The following is a 20645-nucleotide window of genomic DNA, read 5'->3' on the forward strand; positions in this document are numbered from 1 at the left end:
CACAGCCGCTCTAGGCGTCTGTCGCTTCGGGAACGGACGATGTGGATACCTCGTTCTCGGCACGAGGGCCGCGGAAAATGCCCCATCCCACGAGAATCGCGGACAACAGAGTGAGGGCGAGACCGGCGTAGGTGATCGCGTCCCGGAAGTCGACGGTCTGCTGTGCGCTCCACATCGCCTTCGTCAGCGCGCCGGGGAAGATCGCCGCCAGGATGGTGCCGCTGAGGGCGATGCCGATCCCGGTGGTGACTTCGCTGGCGGTATCGACGAGTGCCGCTCCGATGGTGGTGCGGTTCTCCGGCAGGCCCCGCATCACGTTGGTGCCCGCCACGACACCGACCACGCGCATACCCGCCGCGACGAGGACGAGCGCGGCGGCGACCCAGACGTAACCGAGCCTGCCGAGTGCGGTGTAGACGGCGAGTCCGCACACGACCGCACTGGCGCTGAGCCAGGCGGCTTTGGTGAGGCCGACGCGGGTCATCAGGGGACTGATGAGCGCGCCCCCGGCGATCAGGACGACGACCTGGGGCAGCATCCCGATGGCCGCTTGTGCGGGCGTCCAGCCCAGATCGAGCTGGAGCTCCAGTGTCACGAGGTAGCTGAGCCCGGCCGTGGCCAGTCCCGCCGCCGCCTTGAGCGCCAGACCACTGGACACGAGCGGGCGAGCGACGAGTTTCAGGTCGAGCAGGGGGTACCGGGCGGTCTTCTCGCGGATGACGAAGCAGGTTCCGGCGACGAGGGCCGCCGCGGTCGCGATCCAGGGCAGCGCCGAAGAGGTGCCCGCTTCGACGAAGAACGTGGGCGCGAGCAGCGCGAGGACGATCGTCGCGGTTCCCAGGACAGCGCCCACGACGTCGATCGGATCACGGTGCAGGCCGGCGGGGTCGTCGGCGGGAATGCCGGCGCGGATGCCGACGAACGCGAGCGCGGCGACCGGCGCGTTCGCCAGCAGCAGGACCTGCCACGGCGCGAAGGTGAGCACGAACCCGCCGACGGTGGGACCGACGGCGAGGCCGACCAAACCCACCGTCGAGATCAACGTGGTCGCGCGCACGCGCAGTTTGTCGTCGGTGAACAGGCGGAACGCGAGGGCGAGCGATCCCGGCGTCGTCATCGCGGCCGCGACACCCATGAGCACGCGGACGGCGATCAGCTGCCAGGCGGCGGTGACGAACATGGTGGCCAGGCTCGCCACGCCGAGCAGTGTGAGGCCGACGAGCATGACCTTGCGGCGGCCGGCGCGGTCGGCCAGCGCGCCGAACGCCAGCATCAGCCCGCCGAACACCACCGAATACGCCCCGGTCACCCATTGCAGGGTGGTCGTCGAGGCGTCGAGCCGGCGGCCGATGGTCGGCAACGCGACATTGAGGATCGAGTTGTCGAGCATCTCGAACAGGAACACCGCCGAGAGCCCGGCCAGCGCGGGCCACACTTCGGCCAACGACCGAGGCGTCGCGCGGGATTGTCGATGAACTGGGGGACGCATTGCGCACTCCTTCGAGGTGAAGGAGTGACGGATCGCTCGATACCGCGTATGCGCGTGCTCCCGGGGAGCACGTTTCTACCCCGATATCCGGATACTACAACATCACCAACGGGCCATTCACGACCTTTGCGGCGGACATCACGCTTTGGTCGAGGGGCACAGGGCACGAAAGAATGGGGCGCCCGGCCATGAAGACCGGACGCCCCATCCGCGCTGGAAAGCCGGTGCCTACCGGCGTTTCGTTGGTTTCCACACGACCAGCGAGGTCTGGGGCTGGAACGGCACCAGATCCTTCCGGTACGAAGCGTGCACCGCCGCGACGCTGCGCTCCGCCGCGGCGTAGGCGGCCGCGAGTTCTTCGGTCAGTTCGGCGAGCCGGGAGCGGAGCGCGTCGACCTGGTTCTCCAGTTCGATGATGCGCTTGATGCCCGCGAGGTTGACGCCGTCCTCCTGCGAGAGCCGCTGCACCTCGCGCAGCAGCGCGATGTCCCGCATCGAGTAGCGCCGCCCACCGCCGGAGGTCCGGCCGGGGGAGACGAGACCCTGGCGGTCGTAGGACCGCAGGGTCTGCGCGTGCATGCCGGAAAGCTGTGCCGCCACCGAGATGACGAACACCGGCGTGTCCTCGTCGGCGCCGTGGGGCAGTCCGCCGAACATCGCACTCACCTGCCTTCGAGCAGTTTGGTGATCTCCGGCCGGGGATCGTGCCCGGCCATCGCCTCGGCGTACGTCTCCAGCGCCGCACGCGCCTTGTCGTCCAGTTCGGCGGGGACCGCCGCCTGGAGAGTGACCAGCAGGTCGCCCTGTGAACCGTCACGTTTCGCGATGCCCTTGCCGCGCACCCGCAGCACCCGGCCGCTCGCCGTGCCCGGCGGCACCTTCAGCGACACCTTGCCCTCCAGCGTGGGCACGGTGATCGTGGTGCCGAGCGCGAGCTCGGTGAAGTCCACCGGAACCGCCAGCGTCAGGTCCAGTTCCTTGCGCCCGAACAGTTCGTGCGGCGCGACGTGCACGCGGACGTACAGGTCGCCCGCCTGCGCCCCGCCGCGGCCGGGCTCACCCTGACCGGCCAGCCGGATGCGCTGGTTGTCGTCGACACCCGGCGGGATCCGGACCGTCAGCGTCCGTGTCCGGGTGCTGACGCCTTCGCCGCCGCATTCGGGGCAGGGGTCGTCGATGATCGTCCCGCGGCCGCGGCAGTCACGGCACGGCTCGGAGAACGCGAACGCGCCCTGGCTGCGGCTCACCAGCCCGGATCCCTGACAGGTCGGGCAGGTCCGCGGCGAGGTACCGGGCTTGGCGCCCTGGCCACCACACGTCGAACACGTCGCCGGGCTCGACAGCCGCAGCGGCAGGGTCGCGCCCTTGACCGCCTCGACGAAGTCGATCCGGACGTCGGTCTCGACGTCCGCGCCGCGCTGCGGCCGGTTCGCCGTGGCACCGGCCGAACCGCGACGGCCGAACAGCCCGCCGAGGATGTCGCCGAGCCCGCCGAAACCGCCCTGCTGGCCGCCCGCCTGGCCGAAGATGTCGCCGACGTCGAAGCCGCCCGAGCCACCGCCCGGGAAGTTGAACCCGCCCGCGCCGCCGGAGCCGAAGAGACGCCGCGCCTCGTCGTACTCCTTGCGCTTGGCCGGATCCGACAGCACGCCGTAGGCCTCGGAGACCGCCTTGAACTTCTGCTCGGCCTCCGCGTTGCCCGCGTTGGCGTCGGGGTGGTTCTCCTTGGCGAGCTTGCGATAGGACTTCTTGATCTCGTCGGCCGTGGCGTCGGAGGAGACGCCCAGCTCGCGGTAGAAGTCCTTACCGATCCATTCTCGCGCACTCACCGAACGTCTCCTCCTTCCTCACGTGACGACTTACTGCTGGTTCTGCTCATCGAGGCCGTCCAGCGGCAGCTCGCCGCCGACCGGCGGGTCCACCGGCGCGGCGCCCGGTTCGTGGTCGGTGACCGCGACCAGCGCGGCCCGCAGCACCCGCTCCCCGAAGCGGTACCCGCGGCGCATGACCACGGTGACCGTCGGGCCCGCCACGTCGGGCGAGGTGTTGTGCTGCACCGCCTCGTGCACGCTCGGGTCGAAGGGCTCGCCCTCCGCGCCGAACGATTCGAGGCCGGACCGCTGCAACGAGCCGATCAGCTTGTCCGCCACGGCCTTGAACGCGCCGGTGAGGTCGCCGTGCTGCTCGGCCCGCTCGAGGTCGTCGAGCAGCGGCAGCAGGTCGCCGACCACCGACGCCTTCGCGGACTGCGCCACGGCCTCCCGGTCGCGGTCGACCCGCTTGCGGTAGTTCGCGTACTCGGCCTGCAGGCGCTGCAGGTCCGCGGTGCGCTCGGCCAGCTCCTTCTCGACGTCGGAAGCGACCGACACCGCGTCGTCCACTGTGGACTCGCCGAGCGAGGGGCCCGCCGCATGCTTGGGTTCGCGGGCGGGCTCCTCGGCGGGCTGTTCGCTCTCCGGGGCGGGCTGGCGGACCTGACCGGACTGCGGGTCGATCCGCCGCCGGTCCCTTACGACCACCGGTTCGTCCGGGCCCCGGCCCTCGGTTTCGTCGTAGCTGTGGGTCACTTCTTGGTGTCCTTCGGCTCTTCCTCGACGATCTCGGCGTCAACGACGTCATCGGCCTTGGCCTTGGCGCCCGCGTCGGACGCACCGGCGGCGCCACCCTCGGCACCCGCGCCCGCGGCGCCCTCGGCACCGGCCGCGTTCGCGTTGGCGTAGAGCGCGGTGCCCAGCTCCTGCGAAGCGGCGTTCAGCTTCTCGATGGCCTCGCGGATCTTGGTCGAGTCCGTGCCCTTGAGCGCCTCGTTGGCCTCGTCGATCGCGGTCTTGACCTTGCCCTTGAGCTCCTCGGGCAGCTTGTCCTCGTTGTCCTTGACGAACTTCTCGGTCTGGTAGACCAGCGTCTCCGCCTGGTTGCGGGTCTCCGCCTCCTCGCGGCGCTTCTTGTCCTCCTCGGCGTGCGCCTCGGCGTCCTTGACCATGCGCTCGATGTCGTCCTTCGGCAGCGCCGAGCCGCCGGTGATCGTCATCGACTGTTCCTTGTTCGTGCCGAGGTCCTTCGCGAGGACGTGCACGATGCCGTTGGCGTCGATGTCGAAGGTGACCTCGATCTGCGGCACGCCACGCGGGGCCGGGGGCAGCCCGGTCAGCTCGAACATGCCGAGCTTCTTGTTGTGCGCGGCGATCTCGCGCTCACCCTGGAACACCTGGATCTGCACCGACGGCTGGTTGTCGTCCGCGGTGGAGAAGATCTCCGAACGCTTGGTCGGGATCGTGGTGTTGCGCTCGATGAGCTTGGTGAACACGCCACCCTTGGTCTCGATGCCCAGCGACAGCGGGGTCACGTCCAGCAGCAGGACGTCCTTGACCTCGCCCTTGAGCACACCGGCCTGCAGCGCCGCGCCGACCGCGACGACCTCGTCCGGGTTCACGCCCTTGTTCGGCTCGCGGCCGCCGGTCAGCTCCTTGACCAGGTCGGACACCGCGGGCATCCGGGTGGAACCACCGACGAGCACCACGTGGTCGATGTCGCCGACGGCGATACCGGCGTCACGGATGACGTTGTTGAACGGCTGGCGGGTGCGCTCCAGCAGGTCGGAGGTGATCTTCTGGAACTCGGCGCGCGACAGCTGCTCGTCGAGGAACAGCGGGTTCTTGTCCGCGTCCACGGTGATGTAGGGCAGGTTGATGCTGGCCGAGTTCGAGCTGGACAGCTCGATCTTCGCCTTCTCCGCCGCCTCACGGATGCGCTGCAGCGCCATCTTGTCCTTGGTGAGGTCGATGCCGTTGGCGGCCTTGAACTTGTCGACCAGCCAGGTCACGATGCGCTCGTCCCAGTCGTCACCACCGAGGTGGTTGTCACCGGAGGTCGCGCGGACCTCGACGACGCCCTCGCCGATCTCCAGCAGCGAGACGTCGAAGGTGCCGCCACCGAGGTCGAAGACCAGGATGGTCTGTTCCTTCTCGCCCTTGTCCAGGCCGTACGCCAGCGCGGCCGCGGTCGGCTCGTTGACGATGCGGAGCACGTTCAGGCCCGCGATCTGGCCTGCCTCCTTGGTGGCCTGCCGCTGCGCGTCCTCGAAGTACGCCGGGACGGTGATGACCGCGTCGGTGATGGGCTCGCCCAGGTACGCCTCGGCGTCGCGCTTGAGCTTCATCAGCACGCGCGCGCTGATCTCCTGCGAGGTGTAGTTCTTGCCGTCGATCTCGGTCTTCCAGTCGGTACCGATGTGCCGCTTGACCGACCGGATGGTCCGGTCGACGTTCGTCACGGCCTGGTTCTTCGCCGGCTGGCCGGTCAGCACTTCACCGTTCTTGGCGAAGGCGACGATGGACGGGGTGGTGCGGGAACCTTCCGAGTTGGCGATGACCGTCGGCTCGCCGCCCTCAAGGACGGCGACGACCGAGTTGGTCGTGCCGAGGTCGATGCCGACCGCTCGCGCCATGGTGTGATCCTCCTGAGTAACGCAGCTCTACTGCTTGTTGTTCGTGACCTGCCGCTTCGGCGCCGCCGCTGTTCACATTGAGCGGCCCCGAGTCAAGTTCTATCCGGCCTCCGCGCGCCCCGTCAAGCAGACTTGAGTCGGCTGCGCTCAACCTTCGTACTAGGCTAACGGGCAGGTCTCGGCTCTTGTTCCCGAGATCGCCGAAAAACTGAAGGTAACCCGCCTGACCAGGCTTTTCGCCAGCGGTGTCACCTGAAAGCATGATCATGTCGCCCGCGTGCGGGCAGCGGCACGAACGGGACTAACCGCCCATACCGGGTGCCGGCACTCGCTTCACCGTGACGGTCTTCATACCGGCGCCCGGGTCCGCGCTGTCGATCGGCACGCGCAGCGAAGCGCACTCGGCGCCCGGCTCCTGCGCCGTCGCGCACGGCAACCAGACCGGCTCGGACTCGGCGCGCGCGTGCCCCGCGGCGGACGGCAGCAGCAGGGCGGCCGCCACCGCGGCCACCCCGAGCCAGAGCCTCACGCGGCACGCACCTTGACGCTGCCGCTGTCGGTGGTCAGGTCGAGGGTGTGCGGAGCCGACGCGTCGTTCGACACCCCGATGTCCCGGTGCCCGCTGTCGGTGTTCCCGAGGACGCGGTAGGGGCCGCCGGGCACGTCGACCTCGATGCTCCCGCTGTCCGCGTGCACCTTCACGTCGTTCGACGCGGCCATCTTCAGCTCGACGCGGCCGCTGTCGGCCTTGACGTCGACCTTGCCGCGCAGCCCGGAGCCGGTGACCGACCCCGAATCCGACCGCACGGTGACGTCCTGGCCGATGTTCCGCAGCTCGGTCGCCCCGGAGTCGACGGCGAGCTTGACCGGCCCGGCGACGTCGGTGACCTCGGCCCGCCCGGAATCGACGGTGACATCCACGCTGGCCACCCCCGAGATGCGGACGCCGCCGGAGTCGTTCCTGCCGGTGACGGGCACCCCGGCCGGGACGATCACGTCGTAGTCCACCGAGCAGTTCTTCCCGCAGCCTTGGAGCACGAGCGTGTCACCGTCCACCTTGTAGCTGTCGGACGGCTTGCTCCACCGGTAGGAGAACTCCTGGTGGATCCGCACCGGGCCGCTGCCGGTGCGGATCTTCGTCTCCCCCGAACCGTTGTCCAGCCGCACCTTGGTGATCGGCGTCGTGACCTCGGCGTCGGCCCGTGCCTTCGACGGCCACAGAAACCCGAATCCGGCGGCAACCCCCACGCCGATCAACACGATGCCACCTAATGCCAGAAGCGGGCGCGCCATGCTCTTGTCCCCTCAGTTCCCCTCAGTACGACTCGCGTCCCGATGAGGTTAGGAGCGGCGAACCCCCTCCGACATCCGGGAAGCCCCCCAATCATCCCTGAGGACAACCTCAGGCTGCCCCCGCGCCCCGGCACCACTGGTCCTAGCCTGGCAGCGTCGGTTTTCCGTGATCGGGAGGTTCCATGCCGCAGTCAGCCAACCCGTACGACTTCCTGCCCCAGCTTCCGTCGTTCACCCTGCGCAGCAACGATGTCGCGGAGGGTGAGACGCTCGCGACGCCGCATCTGTCCGGCATCTTCGGCGCGGGTGGCGAGGACCGTTCGCCGCACCTGTCCTGGGAGGGCTTCCCCGCCGGGACCAAGAGCTTCGCGGTGACCTGCTACGACCCGGACGCGCCGACCGCGAGCGGCTTCTGGCACTGGGCTGTTTTCAACATCCCGGCGTCGGTCACCGAACTGGCCTCCGGCGCAGGCGACGCGAGCGGGTCCGGACTGCCCGGGGGCGCGGTCACGCTCAAGGGCGACGGTGGCGTCAAGCAGTTCCTCGGCGCCGCGCCGCCGCCGGGACACGGGCCGCACCGCTACATCTTCGCCGTACACGCTGTCGACGTCGAGAAGCTGGAGGTCGGCGAAGACGCGACGCCGGCGTTCCTCGGCTTCAACCTCTTCAGCCACGGCATCGCGCGAGCCACGATCACCCCGGTCTACGAGAACAAGGGCTGAGCTAGCCCGTTCCGACGCGGTCGACGAGCAGTTCGGGTCCGGGCACCCGGATCGAGTTCGCCTGCACCGCTCCCGGCAGGCCGAAGGCAGGCCGGGGCGGTGCGGTCGCCGCGTCCGGCAGGCCCGGTTGCCGAGGCGGCCGGGGCGCGGACTGACCTCGCGGCGCGTCGACCGCGTCGAGTTGCTCGCCGACGGCTTCCTTACCGCCCGCCGGGCACGGCATCACGAGGTCGCGCGGGACAGTGGTCGCCAGCTGGTTGTCCGCGAGGCAGTTCGCACCACCGGGTTGCTGGCCGGAAGCCGTGTAGGCGACGTCGACACGGTTGCCGCTCAGGAAGTTGCCGACGATCCGGTTGCCCACCGGTCCCAGATTCTCGGTGGAGTCGAGCACGATGCCGGCGGCCGGATTGCCGGTGACCCGGTTGTTCGTGACCAGGTTGTGCCGCCCGCCCGCGAGGACGATGCCCCGCCCGAAGGCCCCGTCGTAGCGGGCGGGGCCCGCCCGCTCGGCGTCGTTGCCCACCACATTGCCCGCGATCATGATCTTGGTGTCCGAAGTGGACTGCAGGCCCACCCGGTTGCCGGTGAAACGGTTGCCGGTGACCCGCAGCCGCGACGACCGGACGCTCTGGAACCCGGTGGCGTCGTGCTCGGCGACGTTGTCGCGGACGACGGTCTCACAAGCCTCACACGCCCCGACGAAGATTCCGGATTCGGCGCTTCCGGATGCGTAATTCTGCTCGATCACGCCGTGCTGCGCCTGGGAAGCAGCAATTCCGTTGTTGGCGTTATTGCTCGCCGTCACATACGAGATACGGAACCCGGTGACCCCGGTGACGAGCACGCCGTTCTCCCGGTGATCACGGACGGTCAGGTTTTCCACGCTCGCCCCCGGCGCCGCGATGACGATTCCGTTGTCCCGCTTGGTTTCGCCGTCGATGACGACGTCGTTGCGATCGACACCGCGCAGCACGACACCCCGTACGCGCATGTACACGCTCTCGCGGTATACGCCCGGCGAGACGAGCACGAGGTCGCCTTCATGGGCTGTCTCAAGGGCTTTGGTGATCGTGGGCGCGGCCTGCGGGACGCGGATGACCGTGGAGTTCGCCGGGCGCGCGGCGGGTACCTCCGAAGCCGAGCAGGATGTGGCGAGCACGCCGAGGAGGAGCAGGACGAGGAGCCTGAGCAGGGACCGCACAGCGGACAGACTTTAGAGAAAAAGAGGCACGACGGACAGCCGGCCCGTCATGAATCATCCTATCGGGGCCTTCTCGGGACTCGCAGGCAACCGAAGCCGGGTTTCGGAAGTGAAACACTTTTGGCGAACCTTGCCCGCCGAGATTGTCATACCCCGGTGCCATGCTTTTCGCCATGGCACACCCCACACCGCACAACACCCGAGAACCGCGCCTGGCTTCGTTCCGCGCACGGCGAGACGGACATGCGGACCCGCCCTTCGCCGGCTCCGGCGTTGGCGGGCAGCTGTCTGGCGGGCCAGACAGAATCCGCCGGATGGGGCTAGGACCAGCGGCCTTCGCTGCCCTTAATGACTCCAGGCACGAACGGCTGGAGGTCCCATGGCGGCAACGGCGCTGGAACAACGCTCGATCGATCCCGTCCCCGCGAGCGAGCGGCACGGACATCCACGCAGCCTGTTCACCCTGTGGTTCGCGGCGAACATGCAGATCACGTCCGCGGTCACCGGCGCGCTCACCGTGCTGGTCGGCGTGCATCCGCTGTGGGCGATCGTCGCGGTCGTCGCGGGCAACGCGCTCGGCGGGATCCCGATGGCGCTGCACGCCGCACAGGGGCCGAAGCTGGGCATCCCGCAGATGATCCAGTCGCGGGCGCAGTTCGGCGTATACGGCGCCGTGCTCCCGCTCGTGCTCGTCGTGGTGATGTACCTCGGGTACTTCGCGAGCGGCAACGTCCTCGGCGGACAGGCGGTCGCGCAGATCACCCATCTGCCCACCGACGTCTCGATCTGCCTGTACGCGGCCTTGTCCGCGCTGATCGCCATCATCGGCTACAAGCTGATCCACCGGTTCGGCTGGATCGCGTCCGCGCTGTCGGTGATCGTGTTCGTGTACCTGAGCATCCGGCTCGTCGGCGGTCACGATCTCGGTGCCGTCCTCGCCATGCCGACGCTCGATTTCCCGAAGTTCCTGCTCGCCCTCTCGCTCACCGCGTCCTGGCAGCTGACCTTCGGCCAGTACGTCGCCGACACCTCGCGCTACCTGCCGTCGACGACATCCGTGCGCGCGACGTTCTGGTGGACCTACGGCGGCACGGTGCTCGGCGCGATCTGGGCGATGTCGTTCGGCGCGCTGGCCTACGCCGTGGCAGGCAAAGCCTTCAAGGGCCACGAGGTCGCGTACGTCGTCGGCCTCGGCGGCGAGGCGCTGCTGATCCCGCTGCTGCTGGCGATCGCGCTCGGCAAGTTCACGGTGAACGTGCTCAACATCTACGGCGGCTACATGACCGTCGCGACCACTCTCACCGCCTTCAGCCGCCGCGCCGCCCTTTCCCAGGGCGCGCGCATCGCCTACATCGCGATCGTCGGCGTGCTCGGCGCCGTGATCGCGGTGCTCGGACGCGGGGAGTTCCTCGGGAATTTCGTGCTCTTCCTGGACTTCCTGCTGTACTTCCTGACGCCGTGGAGCTCGATCAACCTCGTCGACTTCTACTTGGTGCGTAAGGAAACCTACGATCTCGAAGCCGTCTACGACCCGAACGGACGCTACGGGCGGTGGTCGGCGCCCGCGCTGATCGCCTACGTCATCGGGATCGCCGTGCAGATCCCGTTCTCGAACGTCGAGGGCATCTTCGTCGGCCCGATGGCCCCCGTCCTCGGTGGCGCCGACATCTCGTGGCTGCTGGGCCTGATCGTCCCCGGCGCCCTGTACTTCGCCGTCATGCGCCGCCGCACCCGCGTCGCCCTGCCCGTCCCGTAGGTCCGTGGGGGCCACCTTGAGGGACCCTGAGTCCCTCGGGGAGGCCCCCACGGACCGTTGACAACGACCTCAGGTGTCCTTTGTGGAGGGTCACGCGGTGGCGAGAGCGCGGCGGGCCAGGAAGTCCTCCCAGGTTCCCGTGCCCCGGTCGGCTCCTTCCAGGGTCAGGTTGCCGCCCGCCCGGTACGCCCGGCCGACCTTCCCGGGGATCCGCACCGGCAGCATCGGACGGCGCTTTCCCTGCGCCGCCAGATAACCGCGGACCAGCTCGTCCATGCCGTAGACCGCCGGCCCGGCCAGGTCGGGCACCAGACCGGCCGGCTCGCCGAGCGCCAGCTCCACGAGCCGCTCCGCGACGTCCCGCGCCTCGACCGGCTGAAGCCGCAGCCCGCCCGGCTTCGGGACCACCGGCAGTTTCGCCATGCCCGCCACCATCTTCAGCGCCAGGTCGTGGAACTGCGCGGCCCGCACCGTCGTCCACGGCACCCCCGACTCGCTCACCGCGCGCTCGGCGGCGAGCTTCGACCGCATCCACGCCAGCGGCACCCGGTCCGCGCCGATCACCGAGATGTAGACCAGGTGCCGCACCCCGGCCGCCGCCGCGGCACGCGCCAGGTTCCGTGTCGCCACGTCGTCGCCCTTCGGGCCACCGGCCAGGTGCAGCACGATCGAGGCCCCGGCCACCGCGGCCTCGACACCCTCGTCCTTCACCAGGTCACCGGTCACGTACTCGATGCCGTCCTCGGCGGCACGGCTGCTCCGGCTCAGCACCCGGACCCGCTGACCGGCCTCCCGCAGCAGTGGGACGACCAAGCGGCCGAGCGTGCCGGTACCGCCGGTGATCAGGATGGTCGACGTCATGGCTTCCTCCTCGAGGATCGGTTCTACTGCCCTGACGGACCCCCGGGAACCGATGTGACACGACGTGCCCTGCGACACACTCAGGTGCGGGCGGCGGACTCCACCGCGCGGAAACGCGCCTCCGGACAACGCGGCGACATCGACCTCACCGGCGGCGAATTCGCCGCACTCGGGTGACCTCGTGGCGAGGAACCTCGGCCGCGCGCTCGTCGACCGGCTGGGCCCGCCGCTTTCCCTTGCGGCGCACCACAGGAGTGGACGCGGTCGCAGTCGAACGCCTGCCACGACGACGCGTGACCTTCGTGGGCGGGCCCGGCGCCGCCGGTGTTGCCGGTGATTCGTCCGGCTGATTCCCGTCCGTGACCACGTCATCGGACTGGACGCGCGCGAGCTTCGCCTGAAGGAATCGTGCGAGGGCCACGGGTGTCGGCGCCGCCTCGTCCACCACCTCCGGTTCGCGCTCACTCCCGGTGGTGGCGATAGGGGTCTGCGGGATGAGGAGCGCCGGACGTCCTTGGTGGGCGTCACCGCTGTCAGCCGGATCGGCGTGGCGATCGCTGCCCGGCGCACCGCTGTCGAGCCTCGCGTACCAGGCCTGACTCGCACGCGAAAGGTGGCTTGCGAGGTATGGGGCCGAGTCGGGGTGGACTATCCGCCGGATGCGTCGCGGCGGAGCGATCCGGTCGTCCGAGACGTGGCTGACGACGACCTCGAACCTGCCCGCGCGCCGTGTCTGATAGTGCGGGTGCTGCCGCGGCCGCTTGAAGCCGGCGCCGAACGGGCGCAGCCGCATGATCGTGTTCACCGCGGCATCGGCCTCGTCGACGTCCGGGTGATGATCCGGACACACGCCTCGCCACGGGCAGCCGCGCACAGCACAGGGGCGCAGCTCCTGGCCGGAGCACACCTCCGGCTGATCAGTGCTGATGGCTTCTCCCGTCGTCGAGCGCCGATCCGATCCCCAGCCATCGGCAGTGCATCAGATCGCCGGGGTGACCACAAGATTCGCGGAGCACAGGAGGGTGTATCAGGGCAATAGTCGTGCCCCTCTGACAGGGACCGGTTGAGCAATCCGTTTGCCGGGGCCGGTGCTCCGCGCCACACTCAGGTGCAGGAGGCGGGCTCCACCGAGCAGAAGTGCACCTCCGGATAGCGCGGCGACGGCCGATCCAGCAGCGGCTGCGGGCGGCCACGCAGGTGCTCGTCGAAGAAGGCCCGGACGTAGGCGCGGGTGACCTCCATCGTGCGGGCACCGGGTTGCCGGGCACCGAAGTCGATGCCGAGCTGGTCGCCCAGCAGCACGAGGTCGGTGAACGACTGGTGGACCGTACCGGTCACGAGCAGCCAGCGCTTCCACCCGGTCATGTGCTTCCAGTCGTTTTCCCAGCTGATCGCCTCGGGACGCCCGCTGCCCGGCGTGTACGTCACGGGCTTGCCCAGGAACAGGAACGGACGTGCCAACGCGGTGGTGTCCGGGATCGGGTCGTCGGTCGTCCCGTCGATGTCGATCCCGGCGCGGATCCGCGAGTCGGCCAGCATCGCGGGGATGGTGCTCGCGCCGCCGACGGAATGCCCCGCCATCGCGATCCTGGCCGGGTCGATCAGGTCGGCGTTCCGCCACTTCGGCCGGGGCCCGGTCAGTTCGTCCAGCACGAACGAGACGTCCGCGGCCCGGCCCCGCACCACCTTCCGCCAGAACTCGTCATTCCGGGGATTCCCGCAGGCCAGGCACGTGGTGACGCGACCGTCCGGAAAGGACTGTCCGACGTTCTCGTAGGTGTGGTCGAGCACGGCGACGACGTAGCCGTGGCTGGCCAGGTCCTCGACCAGCGCGGTCATCGTGCTGCGCGGTTTGGTGAACCCTGGCGAGAGCACGATCAGCGGCAGGCTATGCCGTCGTCCCACCGCCGGCGCGTCGGTGACGGCGTTGGTCCGCGTCCGGCTCAGGATGTCCGGCGGCAGGGTGGTGATCTTGCCGTCCTTCAGCAGGAGTTCCGACTCGGCGGGCGTCATGTACCGGGCCCGGGTGCTCTCCGCCGATTTCGCCGGATACCACAGGGAAACCATCAGCTCCCGCGCGTTCACCCCCGGAGCCCAGGGATCGGGGCGGGAGGTGTCCTTCAGGTACAGCGAGGTCGTACCGACCGGGGCACGACCGGTCGGCGCGGGCAAGGCGGGGATAGTTTCCGCGACGGCGGCGGGCGCGACGCCCATCGCGAGGGTCAGCAGGGCGGCGACGACCGTCAGCCCGCGAAGCGTTCTCTTCATGTTTTTCCTTTCACTGTCAGGAAAGGCGAGTACGAGACCAGCGGAGGCACAGCAGCGCCAGCAAAGCGGTGAGCGCGAGGTAGAGCGCCGTTTCGATCAGTTGAAGCGGCCAGAAACGGGCTGCGGGCTGATAGGTGATCCGTTGCCGGTAGCCGTCGTCGGCGAGCTTGGCGAAACACTCCTTCGCCGGCATGGGGCGTGCTGCGCCACCCGGTGGTGGAATGCAGCCCGCGAGCCACGACGGCGGCCGCACCGTCTTCCCGGTGCCGTCGACGGTCTCGTTGGAGAGCATCCACGCGCCCTGCGGGCCGGACACGGTCAGCAGTTCGAACTCACCGGCGTCGTTGAGCCCCATCCGCGCGATGTTCGACGCCGTGATCGTCACGGTCTCCTCGGCCGCGGGCAGGAGATGCGGCCGGACCGTGAAGGGCACGGCGAGCTGGACGGCCGCGAAGACCACGAGCGTGACGGCCATGGCGAGCACCGTCCGGCGCAGCAGGATTCCGACCGCGACGCCGAGGACGAAGGCGAAGACCGCGTAGCCGATGGGCGCGATTCCGCGAACGCCGAAGATCACCGGCGAGAGGCGCACCGCGAAGGAGCCGCCCCTGTCGCCAGTGGTGACCGCGTTGTCAACCGCATCCGCCCACCAGGTGACCGCGAGGCTGAGCAGCCCGGCCGCGAGCACGGCAGCCAGCCCGATGAGCGCGAGCTTCACGCTCAGCCACTCCGACCGCGTGACGGTCTGGTTCCACGCCAGGCGATGGGTGCCCGCCTCCAGCTCACGAGCGACCAGCGGGGCGCCCCAGAACACGCCGATGAGCGGGGGAAGGGCATACGTCACGACGATTCCGCCGTGGTAGAGCAGGCCATGACCGGGATCGAGCGGAGCGCGGGAACCGGGCAACGGCCGTCCGGCGAGCACGAGAACAGCGGCGAGCACGAGCAGAAGTCCGTACACCGCAACGGCTTGGACGCGGAACTGGCGCCAGCTCAGCCAGATCATCGGAGCACCTCCAGCGCCGGACGACGGGTGGTGCCGGTGCCGCTCAGGTAGGCGAGCACGAGGTCTTCCAGACCGAGCTCGCCGACTGTCCACTGAGGATCGAGGATCGGTGCCTCGGTGCGGACGAGCAGCGTCGTCTGCCGGTCGGTATGGCTCGCGGAGACGACGCGCTGCTCGGCGGGCAACGTGGCGACGTCGCGGCGCGGGCCGGTCAACCGGCGGTGGGTCGCCAGGATTTCCTCGACGTCGCCCTCCAGCCGCACTTCGCCGCCGACCAGGACGACGAGCCGATCACAGACACGTTCGAGATCGGCCACCAGATGCGAGGACAACACGACGCTGACCCCGTGTTCGGCGACGATCTCCATGAGGTCGGCCAGGAATTCGCGCCGGGCGAGCGGATCGAGCGCGGCGACCGGTTCGTCGAGCAGCACCAGCTCGGGACGTTTGGCGATGCCCAGGGTGAGCGCGAGCTGGGCACGCTGCCCGCCGGACAGCTTCCCGGCGCGCTGCCGGGGATCGAGACCGAGCCGAGCGATGCGGCCGTGAGCCAGTGCGTCGTCCCAGCCCGGGTTGAGCCGGGCGCCGAGGCGCAGGTGGTCGGCGACGCTCAGTCCACTGTAGACGGGCGTTTCCTGCGCGACGAAACCGACTTTGGCCAGCTGCGCGGGCCCGCTGCCCGGTATCCCGCCACACACCTCGATGGTGCCGGTCGTCGGCGTCAGCATCCCCGCCGCGAGATTCAGCAGCGTCGACTTCCCGGCACCGTTCGGGCCGACCAGCCCGACGACGTGCCCGGCCGGGATGTCCAGCGTGCAGCCGGTCAGCGCCTGGTTCCGGCCGTACTTCTTCCCCAGGTTCGTGGCCCCCAGTACCGCGGTCACGCTATGTCCCTCCTGACGGACGCGCGAAACGTGGTCGCGAACAACGCCTCGATGCCTTCGTCGTCGAGGCCGGACAGCCGAGCCGCAGCCAGCCACTTCAGCAGGTCCTGACGCAACCCGCCGAGCACGGCCGGAGGTGGCCCGGCGAGGGTCGTCGTCACGAACGTCCCGACACCGGGGCGGGCCGCGACGAGCCCGTCGTGCTCCAGCTCCCGGTAGGCCTTGAGCACGGTGTTCGGGTTGATGGCCAGCTGCGCGACGACGTCCTTCACCTTCGGCAGCTGGTCGCCCTCGCTCAGCAGGCCGAGGCGCAGCGCGTGCCGCACCTGCTGGACCAGCTGCTGGTACGGCGAGAGCCGGGACCTGGAGTCCAGATGGAACTCGATCATCGGTTCCTCCATTTATCTATCTACCTAGCACTATAGGTAAACAGGAGGCTGCACAGCAACCTACGGCTTCAGGTGACCGATCGTGTGCAGTGTGTCGGCACGCAGGAGCGGGAGCGGCCGCGATGATCTCCACCATGGAGGTTTCCGTGCACTTACGTCGTCTGATCGGCCTGCTCGCGGCGCTCACCGCGATGGCAACGGCTCCGGCGATCCTGGCCACACCGGCGCTGGCCGACTCCCCGCACGAAGTGCCGTACTGCGGAGAGGAATACGACGTCGTCATCCTCAACGACGGCCCTGGCGGCGCCGCGCCCTGCTTCACCACCGACGGCGGAGACTACGAGGACGACGGCGAGATCATTCTGCTCCGGGCGTTCCTCCCGGAGCTCTGACTCAGTGGACGCCTTCGCGTTCCATGTAACGGCCGACGGTGTGCTCGGCGAAGCCGTACTGCCGGTACAGCTCGTGCGCGTCGGAGGTGTGCAGCATCCAGCGGAAGTTCGCGCCGGGACCGTTGTCGACCATCTCGCGGACCAGTTCCTTGCCGAGACCGGTGCCCCGCGCGTCCGGTAGGACGAACACGTCGGCGAGGTAGGCCATCGCGACGCCGTCGGAGAATGCGCGGCCGAAGCCGACCTGACGCCCGCTCGACGTCTCGTACGCGCCGACGATCCGCCACGCGTTCCGTACCTGCGCCTCGACCTGGTCACGGGTCCGCCACCGGGCCCAGTACGCCTCGGTGGAGAGAAACTTCCACACGACGTCGAGGTCGACCCGCGCGGGGTCGTCGTCCAGTTCGTAAGCACCCACTGTCCGCATGGCGGCAACGTAACCCAGCGCCCGCGCGGCGCCCAGTTATTTAGGCAGGCTTGAGCAAGTAGTCCACCACCGGCCTCAGCTCTTCGGCCGAGGGCGGCTCGTCGTCGATCAGGCCCTGGATGAGCAGGCCGTCGATGCCGGCGAGGAACACCCGGAACGCGACCTCGTTATCGTGCCGGACCATCGAGGTCAGCACGTCGAGCCAGCGCCGAGCGGCCGGGCGCAGCTCGGGCTTGCGCGCGGCCAGCAGGTACAGCTCGTACTCCGCCATGGTCCGCCCGCGCTGCGGCCCGAGCGCCTCGGCCAGCAGCCCGGCGACCTCTTCCGCACCGCGGCTGCCGCGCGAACGGGCCCGGTCGATCATCCAGTAGACCTCGGTCGCCATGTCCCGCGCGCACGAGATGAGCGTCGCGATGAGCAGGTCGTCGAGGGTCGAGAAGTGATAGGTCGTCGAAGCGGTCGGGATACCGGCCTCGGCCGCGACCGTCCGGTGCGTGACCCCGGCGACGCCGTCGCGCTCGATCACCCGCAACGTCGCCTCGATGATCTCCGTCCGGCGCTTTTCCCCGCGCGCCTTGCGGCCGTCGACCTGGAGTTTCACTGCGCGCTCCCGACCTCGATCAGTACGACACCGCCGATCACCAGCGCGAGCCCGGCGATCATCGCGGCGTTGACGGGCTCCTTCAAGAACACCACGCCGATGATCGCCACCAGTGCCACCCCCGCCGCGGCCCAGATCGCGTAGGCGACGCCGATCGGCAATCCTGCCTTGAGCACCTGTGACAACGCGACGAACGCCACGACATACCCGACCACGACCAGAATCGACGGCCCGACCTTGGAAAAGCCCTCGGAGAGCTTCAGCGAGATCGTCGCGGTGACCTCGGCGCCGATGGCCAAGGCGAGAAGGAGGTACGCAAGCACATCACAAAAACTACCTGAACGATCGTCTCAATAGCTAGCGAGGCGTACACCACATCGGTGGGACTTAGGCGCCACTCACCGGTTACTCATCAGTAAGCACCACTAGTCTGCTGCACCATCGGCACCGCGGCGTTCACCGGACCACTGCGGCGCTGCACCACCACACCGGACGAAAGGCACCCGAGAAATGGGCGCTGTACAGCTGACGCTGGGCGGACTTTCGGTCCTGCTCGGCATCGTCGCCTGGGGAATGTTCTTCGCGACCATCGCCCGCTTCGTGCGGGTGATCCGGCTCGGCCAGCCCGACTCCACCCGGAACGGGCCGTTCGTGGGGCGCATGAAGACCATGATCAAGGAGTTCGCCGCGCACACGCGGATGAACAAGGTCCGCAGCGTCGGCCCGTGGCACTGGCTGGTCATGTGGGGCTTCCTGATCGGCTCGCTCGCGCTGTTCGAGGCGTACGGCGAGGTCTTCGTCCCGCACTGGGGCTGGCCGATCCTCGACGACTTCCCGCCGTTCCAGCTGCTCATGGAACTGCTCGGCGTCGGGACCATCGTCGGCATCCTGGTGCTGATCGTGGTGCGCCAGCGCAACCACCCGCGCCGTGCCGACCGCCAGTCGCGGTTCGCCGGCTCGAACTTCAAGTGGGCCTACTTCATCGAGGCCGTGGTGCTCATCGAAGGCGTCGGCATCATCGGCGTCCGCGCCGCGAAGGCCGCCCTCGGCGCGCACGAGACGCCGACCTGGGCCGCGTTCGTCTCGAACCCGATCGGCGAGCTGCTGCCCGCGAGCCCGAACCTGGTTTCGGTGTTCGCGTTCGTCAAGCTCATGAGCGCCACGATCTGGCTGATCGTCATCTCGCGCACGATGACCATGGGTATCGCCTGGCACCGGTTCAGCGCGTTCTTCAACATCTACTTCAAGCGCGAGGCCGACGGCGGCGTCGCGCTGGGTGCCCTCAAGCCGATGATGAGCAAGGGCAAGGTGCTCGACCTCGAGGAGGCCGACCCGGACGAGGACACCTTCGGCGTCGGCAAGATCGAGGACTTCAGCTGGAAGGGCTGGCTCGACTTCTCGACCTGTACCGAGTGCGGCCGCTGCCAGTCGCAGTGTCCCGCGTGGAACACCGGGAAGCCGCTGTCGCCGAAGCTCGTCATCACCCAGCTGCGTGACCACGCCTACGCGAAGGCGCCGTACCTGCTCGCGGGCGGCAAGCGCGACATGGCGGGCGACGAGGTCGGTTTGTCCGGCGACAACATGTACGCGGGCATCGACGTCCTCGCGATCGCCGAGTCGCAGAAGGCGCTCGTCGGCGACGACGGCGGCGTCATCGACCCCGACGTCCTGTGGTCCTGCACCTCCTGCGGTGCCTGCGTCGAGCAGTGCCCGGTGGACATCGAGCACGTCGACCACATCGTCGACATGCGCCGCTACCAGGTCATGATCGAATCCTCGTTCCCCAGCGAGCTGAACGGCATGTTCAAGAACCTGGAGAACAAGGGCAACCCGTGGGGCCAGAACGCCAAGGACCGTCTGCAGTGGACGGAGGAGCTCGACTTCGAGGTCCCGGTGTTCGACGGCGACCTCGGCGACGCCGAGTACCTGTTCTGGGTCGGCTGCGCCGGCGCGTTCGAGGACCGCGCGAAGAAGACGACGCGGGCGGTCGCGGAGCTGCTGCACATCGCGGGCGTCAAGTACACCGTGCTCGGCTCCGAGGAGACCTGCACCGGTGACCCGGCGCGCCGCGCGGGCAACGAGTTCCTGTTCCAGATGCTCGCGCAGCAGAACGTCGAGGTGCTGAACTCGGTGTTCGAGGGCCGCGAACGCAAGGCACGCAAGGTCGTCGTGACCTGCGCGCACTGCTTCAACACCCTCGCCAACGAGTACCCGGAACTGGGTGGCCAGTTCGACGTCGTGCACCACACGCAGCTGCTGAACCGCCTGGTGCGTGAGAAGCAGCTGGTGCCGGTCGCGCCGGTCGCGGAGGACGTCACCTATCACGACCCGTGCTATCTGGGCCGCCACAACAAGGTCTACGAAGCGCCGCGGGAGCTCGTCGGCGCGACGGGCGCGACGCTGCGCGAGATGCCGCGGCACGGCGACCGGTCGATGTGCTGTGGTGCCGGCGGCGCGCGGATGTGGATGGAAGAGAAGATCGGCAAGCGGATCAACGTCGAACGCGTCGACGAGGCGCTCGGCACCGCGCCGTCGAAGATCGCGACCGGCTGCCCGTTCTGCAAGGTGATGCTCAACGACGGCCTCACCGCGCGGCAGAGCGACGGGCAGGCGTCCGACAAGGTCGAAATCCTCGACGTCGCGCAGTTGCTGCTGACCGCGGTCAAGCGGCAGCCGGCTCCGGCCCCCGTGGCGCCCGGCGCGCCATCGCTCGACGACGAGAGCTGAAGGGGACGTTCTCCACCCATGCCCCCGCCACCACCCTCAACAGAGACGCTTCGCGTCCAATCTTGATCCGTAAGACGCACTGAAGGGGTCTTTTATACCCAAGGCATAGACGGAAATTCCCCGAAGAGCAATCTGAAAAAACCGTAGAGGCAACCGTAACACCCCGCTATATTATTGGGGAC

General features: G+C 68.8%; 21 protein-coding genes. 4 read left to right on the plus strand and 17 right to left on the minus strand.

Annotated features, from left to right (window positions below):
* Positions 1-10: 10 nt before the first annotated feature.
* From ACFWX1_RS06340 to ACFWX1_RS06370, 7 genes are all read right to left on the minus strand, one after another.
* Positions 11-1489, minus strand: a complete 1479-nt coding sequence (locus tag ACFWX1_RS06340) for an MFS transporter (RefSeq protein WP_378384433.1) — start codon at positions 1487-1489, stop codon at positions 11-13.
* Between the two features lie 228 nt (positions 1490-1717).
* Positions 1718-2146 (minus strand): heat shock protein transcriptional repressor HspR, encoded by a 429-nt coding sequence (locus ACFWX1_RS06345; protein ID WP_378326299.1) that lies wholly within the window; start codon positions 2144-2146, stop codon positions 1718-1720.
* A 5-nt stretch (positions 2147-2151) separates the two neighbouring features.
* On the minus strand, positions 2152-3318 hold the full coding sequence (gene dnaJ, locus ACFWX1_RS06350; RefSeq protein WP_378384435.1) for a molecular chaperone DnaJ: 1167 nt from the start codon (positions 3316-3318) through the stop codon (positions 2152-2154).
* Between the two features lie 30 nt (positions 3319-3348).
* Positions 3349-4056, minus strand: a complete 708-nt coding sequence (grpE, locus tag ACFWX1_RS06355; RefSeq protein ID WP_378384437.1) for a nucleotide exchange factor GrpE — start codon at positions 4054-4056, stop codon at positions 3349-3351.
* Positions 4053-5936 carry a molecular chaperone DnaK gene (gene dnaK / locus ACFWX1_RS06360; protein WP_378384439.1) on the minus strand — a complete coding sequence of 628 codons (1884 nt, stop codon included), beginning with the start codon at positions 5934-5936 and terminating at the stop codon, positions 4053-4055. The genes grpE and dnaK overlap by 4 nt, the downstream gene beginning before the upstream one ends.
* Positions 5937-6237: 301 nt before the next feature.
* On the minus strand, positions 6238-6465 hold the full coding sequence (locus ACFWX1_RS06365) for a hypothetical protein (RefSeq protein WP_378384441.1): 228 nt from the start codon (positions 6463-6465) through the stop codon (positions 6238-6240).
* Positions 6462-7229: a DUF4097 family beta strand repeat-containing protein gene (locus ACFWX1_RS06370; protein WP_378384443.1), complete on the minus strand. Its 768-nt coding sequence runs from the start codon at positions 7227-7229 to the stop codon at positions 6462-6464. Before ACFWX1_RS06370 ends, ACFWX1_RS06365 begins: the two co-directional genes overlap by 4 nt.
* Before the next feature lie 182 nt (positions 7230-7411).
* Here ACFWX1_RS06370 and ACFWX1_RS06375 point away from each other — a divergent pair, with 182 nt between their 5' ends.
* Positions 7412-7951 carry a YbhB/YbcL family Raf kinase inhibitor-like protein gene (locus tag ACFWX1_RS06375; RefSeq protein ID WP_378384445.1) on the plus strand — a complete coding sequence of 180 codons (540 nt, stop codon included), beginning with the start codon at positions 7412-7414 and terminating at the stop codon, positions 7949-7951.
* Between the two features lies 1 nt (position 7952).
* Here ACFWX1_RS06375 and ACFWX1_RS06380 read toward each other — a convergent pair whose 3' ends face one another.
* The gene (locus ACFWX1_RS06380) at positions 7953-9152 is read right to left on the minus strand and encodes a nitrous oxide reductase family maturation protein NosD (protein ID WP_378384447.1); all 1200 of its coding nucleotides are present in this window, start codon (positions 9150-9152) and stop codon (positions 7953-7955) included.
* A gap of 379 nt (positions 9153-9531) precedes the next feature.
* Between ACFWX1_RS06380 and ACFWX1_RS06385 the strand changes: the two genes are divergently transcribed.
* Positions 9532-10908, plus strand: coding sequence for a purine-cytosine permease family protein (locus tag ACFWX1_RS06385; protein ID WP_378384449.1), 1377 nt, complete (start codon positions 9532-9534; stop codon positions 10906-10908).
* Positions 10909-10998: 90 nt separating this feature from the next.
* Here the strand turns inward: ACFWX1_RS06385 and ACFWX1_RS06390 are convergent, their stop codons facing one another.
* The 6 genes from ACFWX1_RS06390 to ACFWX1_RS06415 all read right to left on the minus strand — a co-directional run bounded on the left by ACFWX1_RS06390 (position 10999) and on the right by ACFWX1_RS06415 (position 16316).
* Positions 10999-11769 (minus strand): SDR family oxidoreductase, encoded by a 771-nt coding sequence (locus tag ACFWX1_RS06390; RefSeq protein ID WP_378384451.1) that lies wholly within the window; start codon positions 11767-11769, stop codon positions 10999-11001.
* A gap of 145 nt (positions 11770-11914) precedes the next feature.
* Positions 11915-12619: a hypothetical protein gene (locus ACFWX1_RS06395; RefSeq protein ID WP_378384453.1), complete on the minus strand. Its 705-nt coding sequence runs from the start codon at positions 12617-12619 to the stop codon at positions 11915-11917.
* A gap of 254 nt (positions 12620-12873) precedes the next feature.
* Positions 12874-14037, minus strand: coding sequence for an alpha/beta hydrolase family protein (locus tag ACFWX1_RS06400; protein WP_378384455.1), 1164 nt, complete (start codon positions 14035-14037; stop codon positions 12874-12876).
* Positions 14038-14053: 16 nt separating this feature from the next.
* Positions 14054-15043, minus strand: coding sequence for an ABC transporter permease subunit (locus ACFWX1_RS06405; RefSeq protein ID WP_378384457.1), 990 nt, complete (start codon positions 15041-15043; stop codon positions 14054-14056).
* The gene (locus ACFWX1_RS06410) at positions 15040-15927 is read right to left on the minus strand and encodes an ABC transporter ATP-binding protein (protein ID WP_378384459.1); all 888 of its coding nucleotides are present in this window, start codon (positions 15925-15927) and stop codon (positions 15040-15042) included. The genes ACFWX1_RS06405 and ACFWX1_RS06410 overlap by 4 nt, the downstream gene beginning before the upstream one ends.
* Complete coding sequence (locus ACFWX1_RS06415; RefSeq protein ID WP_378384461.1) at positions 15924-16316, minus strand: GntR family transcriptional regulator; 393 nt, start codon at positions 16314-16316, stop codon at positions 15924-15926. The genes ACFWX1_RS06410 and ACFWX1_RS06415 overlap by 4 nt, the downstream gene beginning before the upstream one ends.
* A gap of 122 nt (positions 16317-16438) precedes the next feature.
* Here ACFWX1_RS06415 and ACFWX1_RS06420 point away from each other — a divergent pair, with 122 nt between their 5' ends.
* On the plus strand, positions 16439-16708 hold the full coding sequence (locus tag ACFWX1_RS06420; RefSeq protein ID WP_378384463.1) for a hypothetical protein: 270 nt from the start codon (positions 16439-16441) through the stop codon (positions 16706-16708).
* A 1-nt stretch (position 16709) separates the two neighbouring features.
* Here ACFWX1_RS06420 and ACFWX1_RS06425 read toward each other — a convergent pair whose 3' ends face one another.
* Genes ACFWX1_RS06425 through ACFWX1_RS06435 form a run of 3 tightly spaced genes read right to left on the minus strand, consistent with a single transcriptional unit; the run spans position 16710 to position 18059 of the window.
* Positions 16710-17135, minus strand: coding sequence for a GNAT family N-acetyltransferase (locus tag ACFWX1_RS06425; protein WP_378384465.1), 426 nt, complete (start codon positions 17133-17135; stop codon positions 16710-16712).
* A gap of 40 nt (positions 17136-17175) precedes the next feature.
* Positions 17176-17736 carry a TetR/AcrR family transcriptional regulator gene (locus ACFWX1_RS06430; protein WP_378384467.1) on the minus strand — a complete coding sequence of 187 codons (561 nt, stop codon included), beginning with the start codon at positions 17734-17736 and terminating at the stop codon, positions 17176-17178.
* Positions 17733-18059 (minus strand): DMT family transporter, encoded by a 327-nt coding sequence (locus ACFWX1_RS06435; protein WP_378384469.1) that lies wholly within the window; start codon positions 18057-18059, stop codon positions 17733-17735. The genes ACFWX1_RS06430 and ACFWX1_RS06435 overlap by 4 nt, the downstream gene beginning before the upstream one ends.
* A gap of 187 nt (positions 18060-18246) precedes the next feature.
* Between ACFWX1_RS06435 and ACFWX1_RS06440 the strand changes: the two genes are divergently transcribed.
* On the plus strand, positions 18247-20463 hold the full coding sequence (locus tag ACFWX1_RS06440) for a (Fe-S)-binding protein (RefSeq protein WP_378384471.1): 2217 nt from the start codon (positions 18247-18249) through the stop codon (positions 20461-20463).
* The last annotated feature ends 182 nt before the right edge of the window (positions 20464-20645 follow it).

The organism is Amycolatopsis sp. NPDC059021, assembly GCF_042739895.1.
Taxonomy (GTDB): domain Bacteria; phylum Actinomycetota; class Actinomycetes; order Mycobacteriales; family Pseudonocardiaceae; genus Amycolatopsis.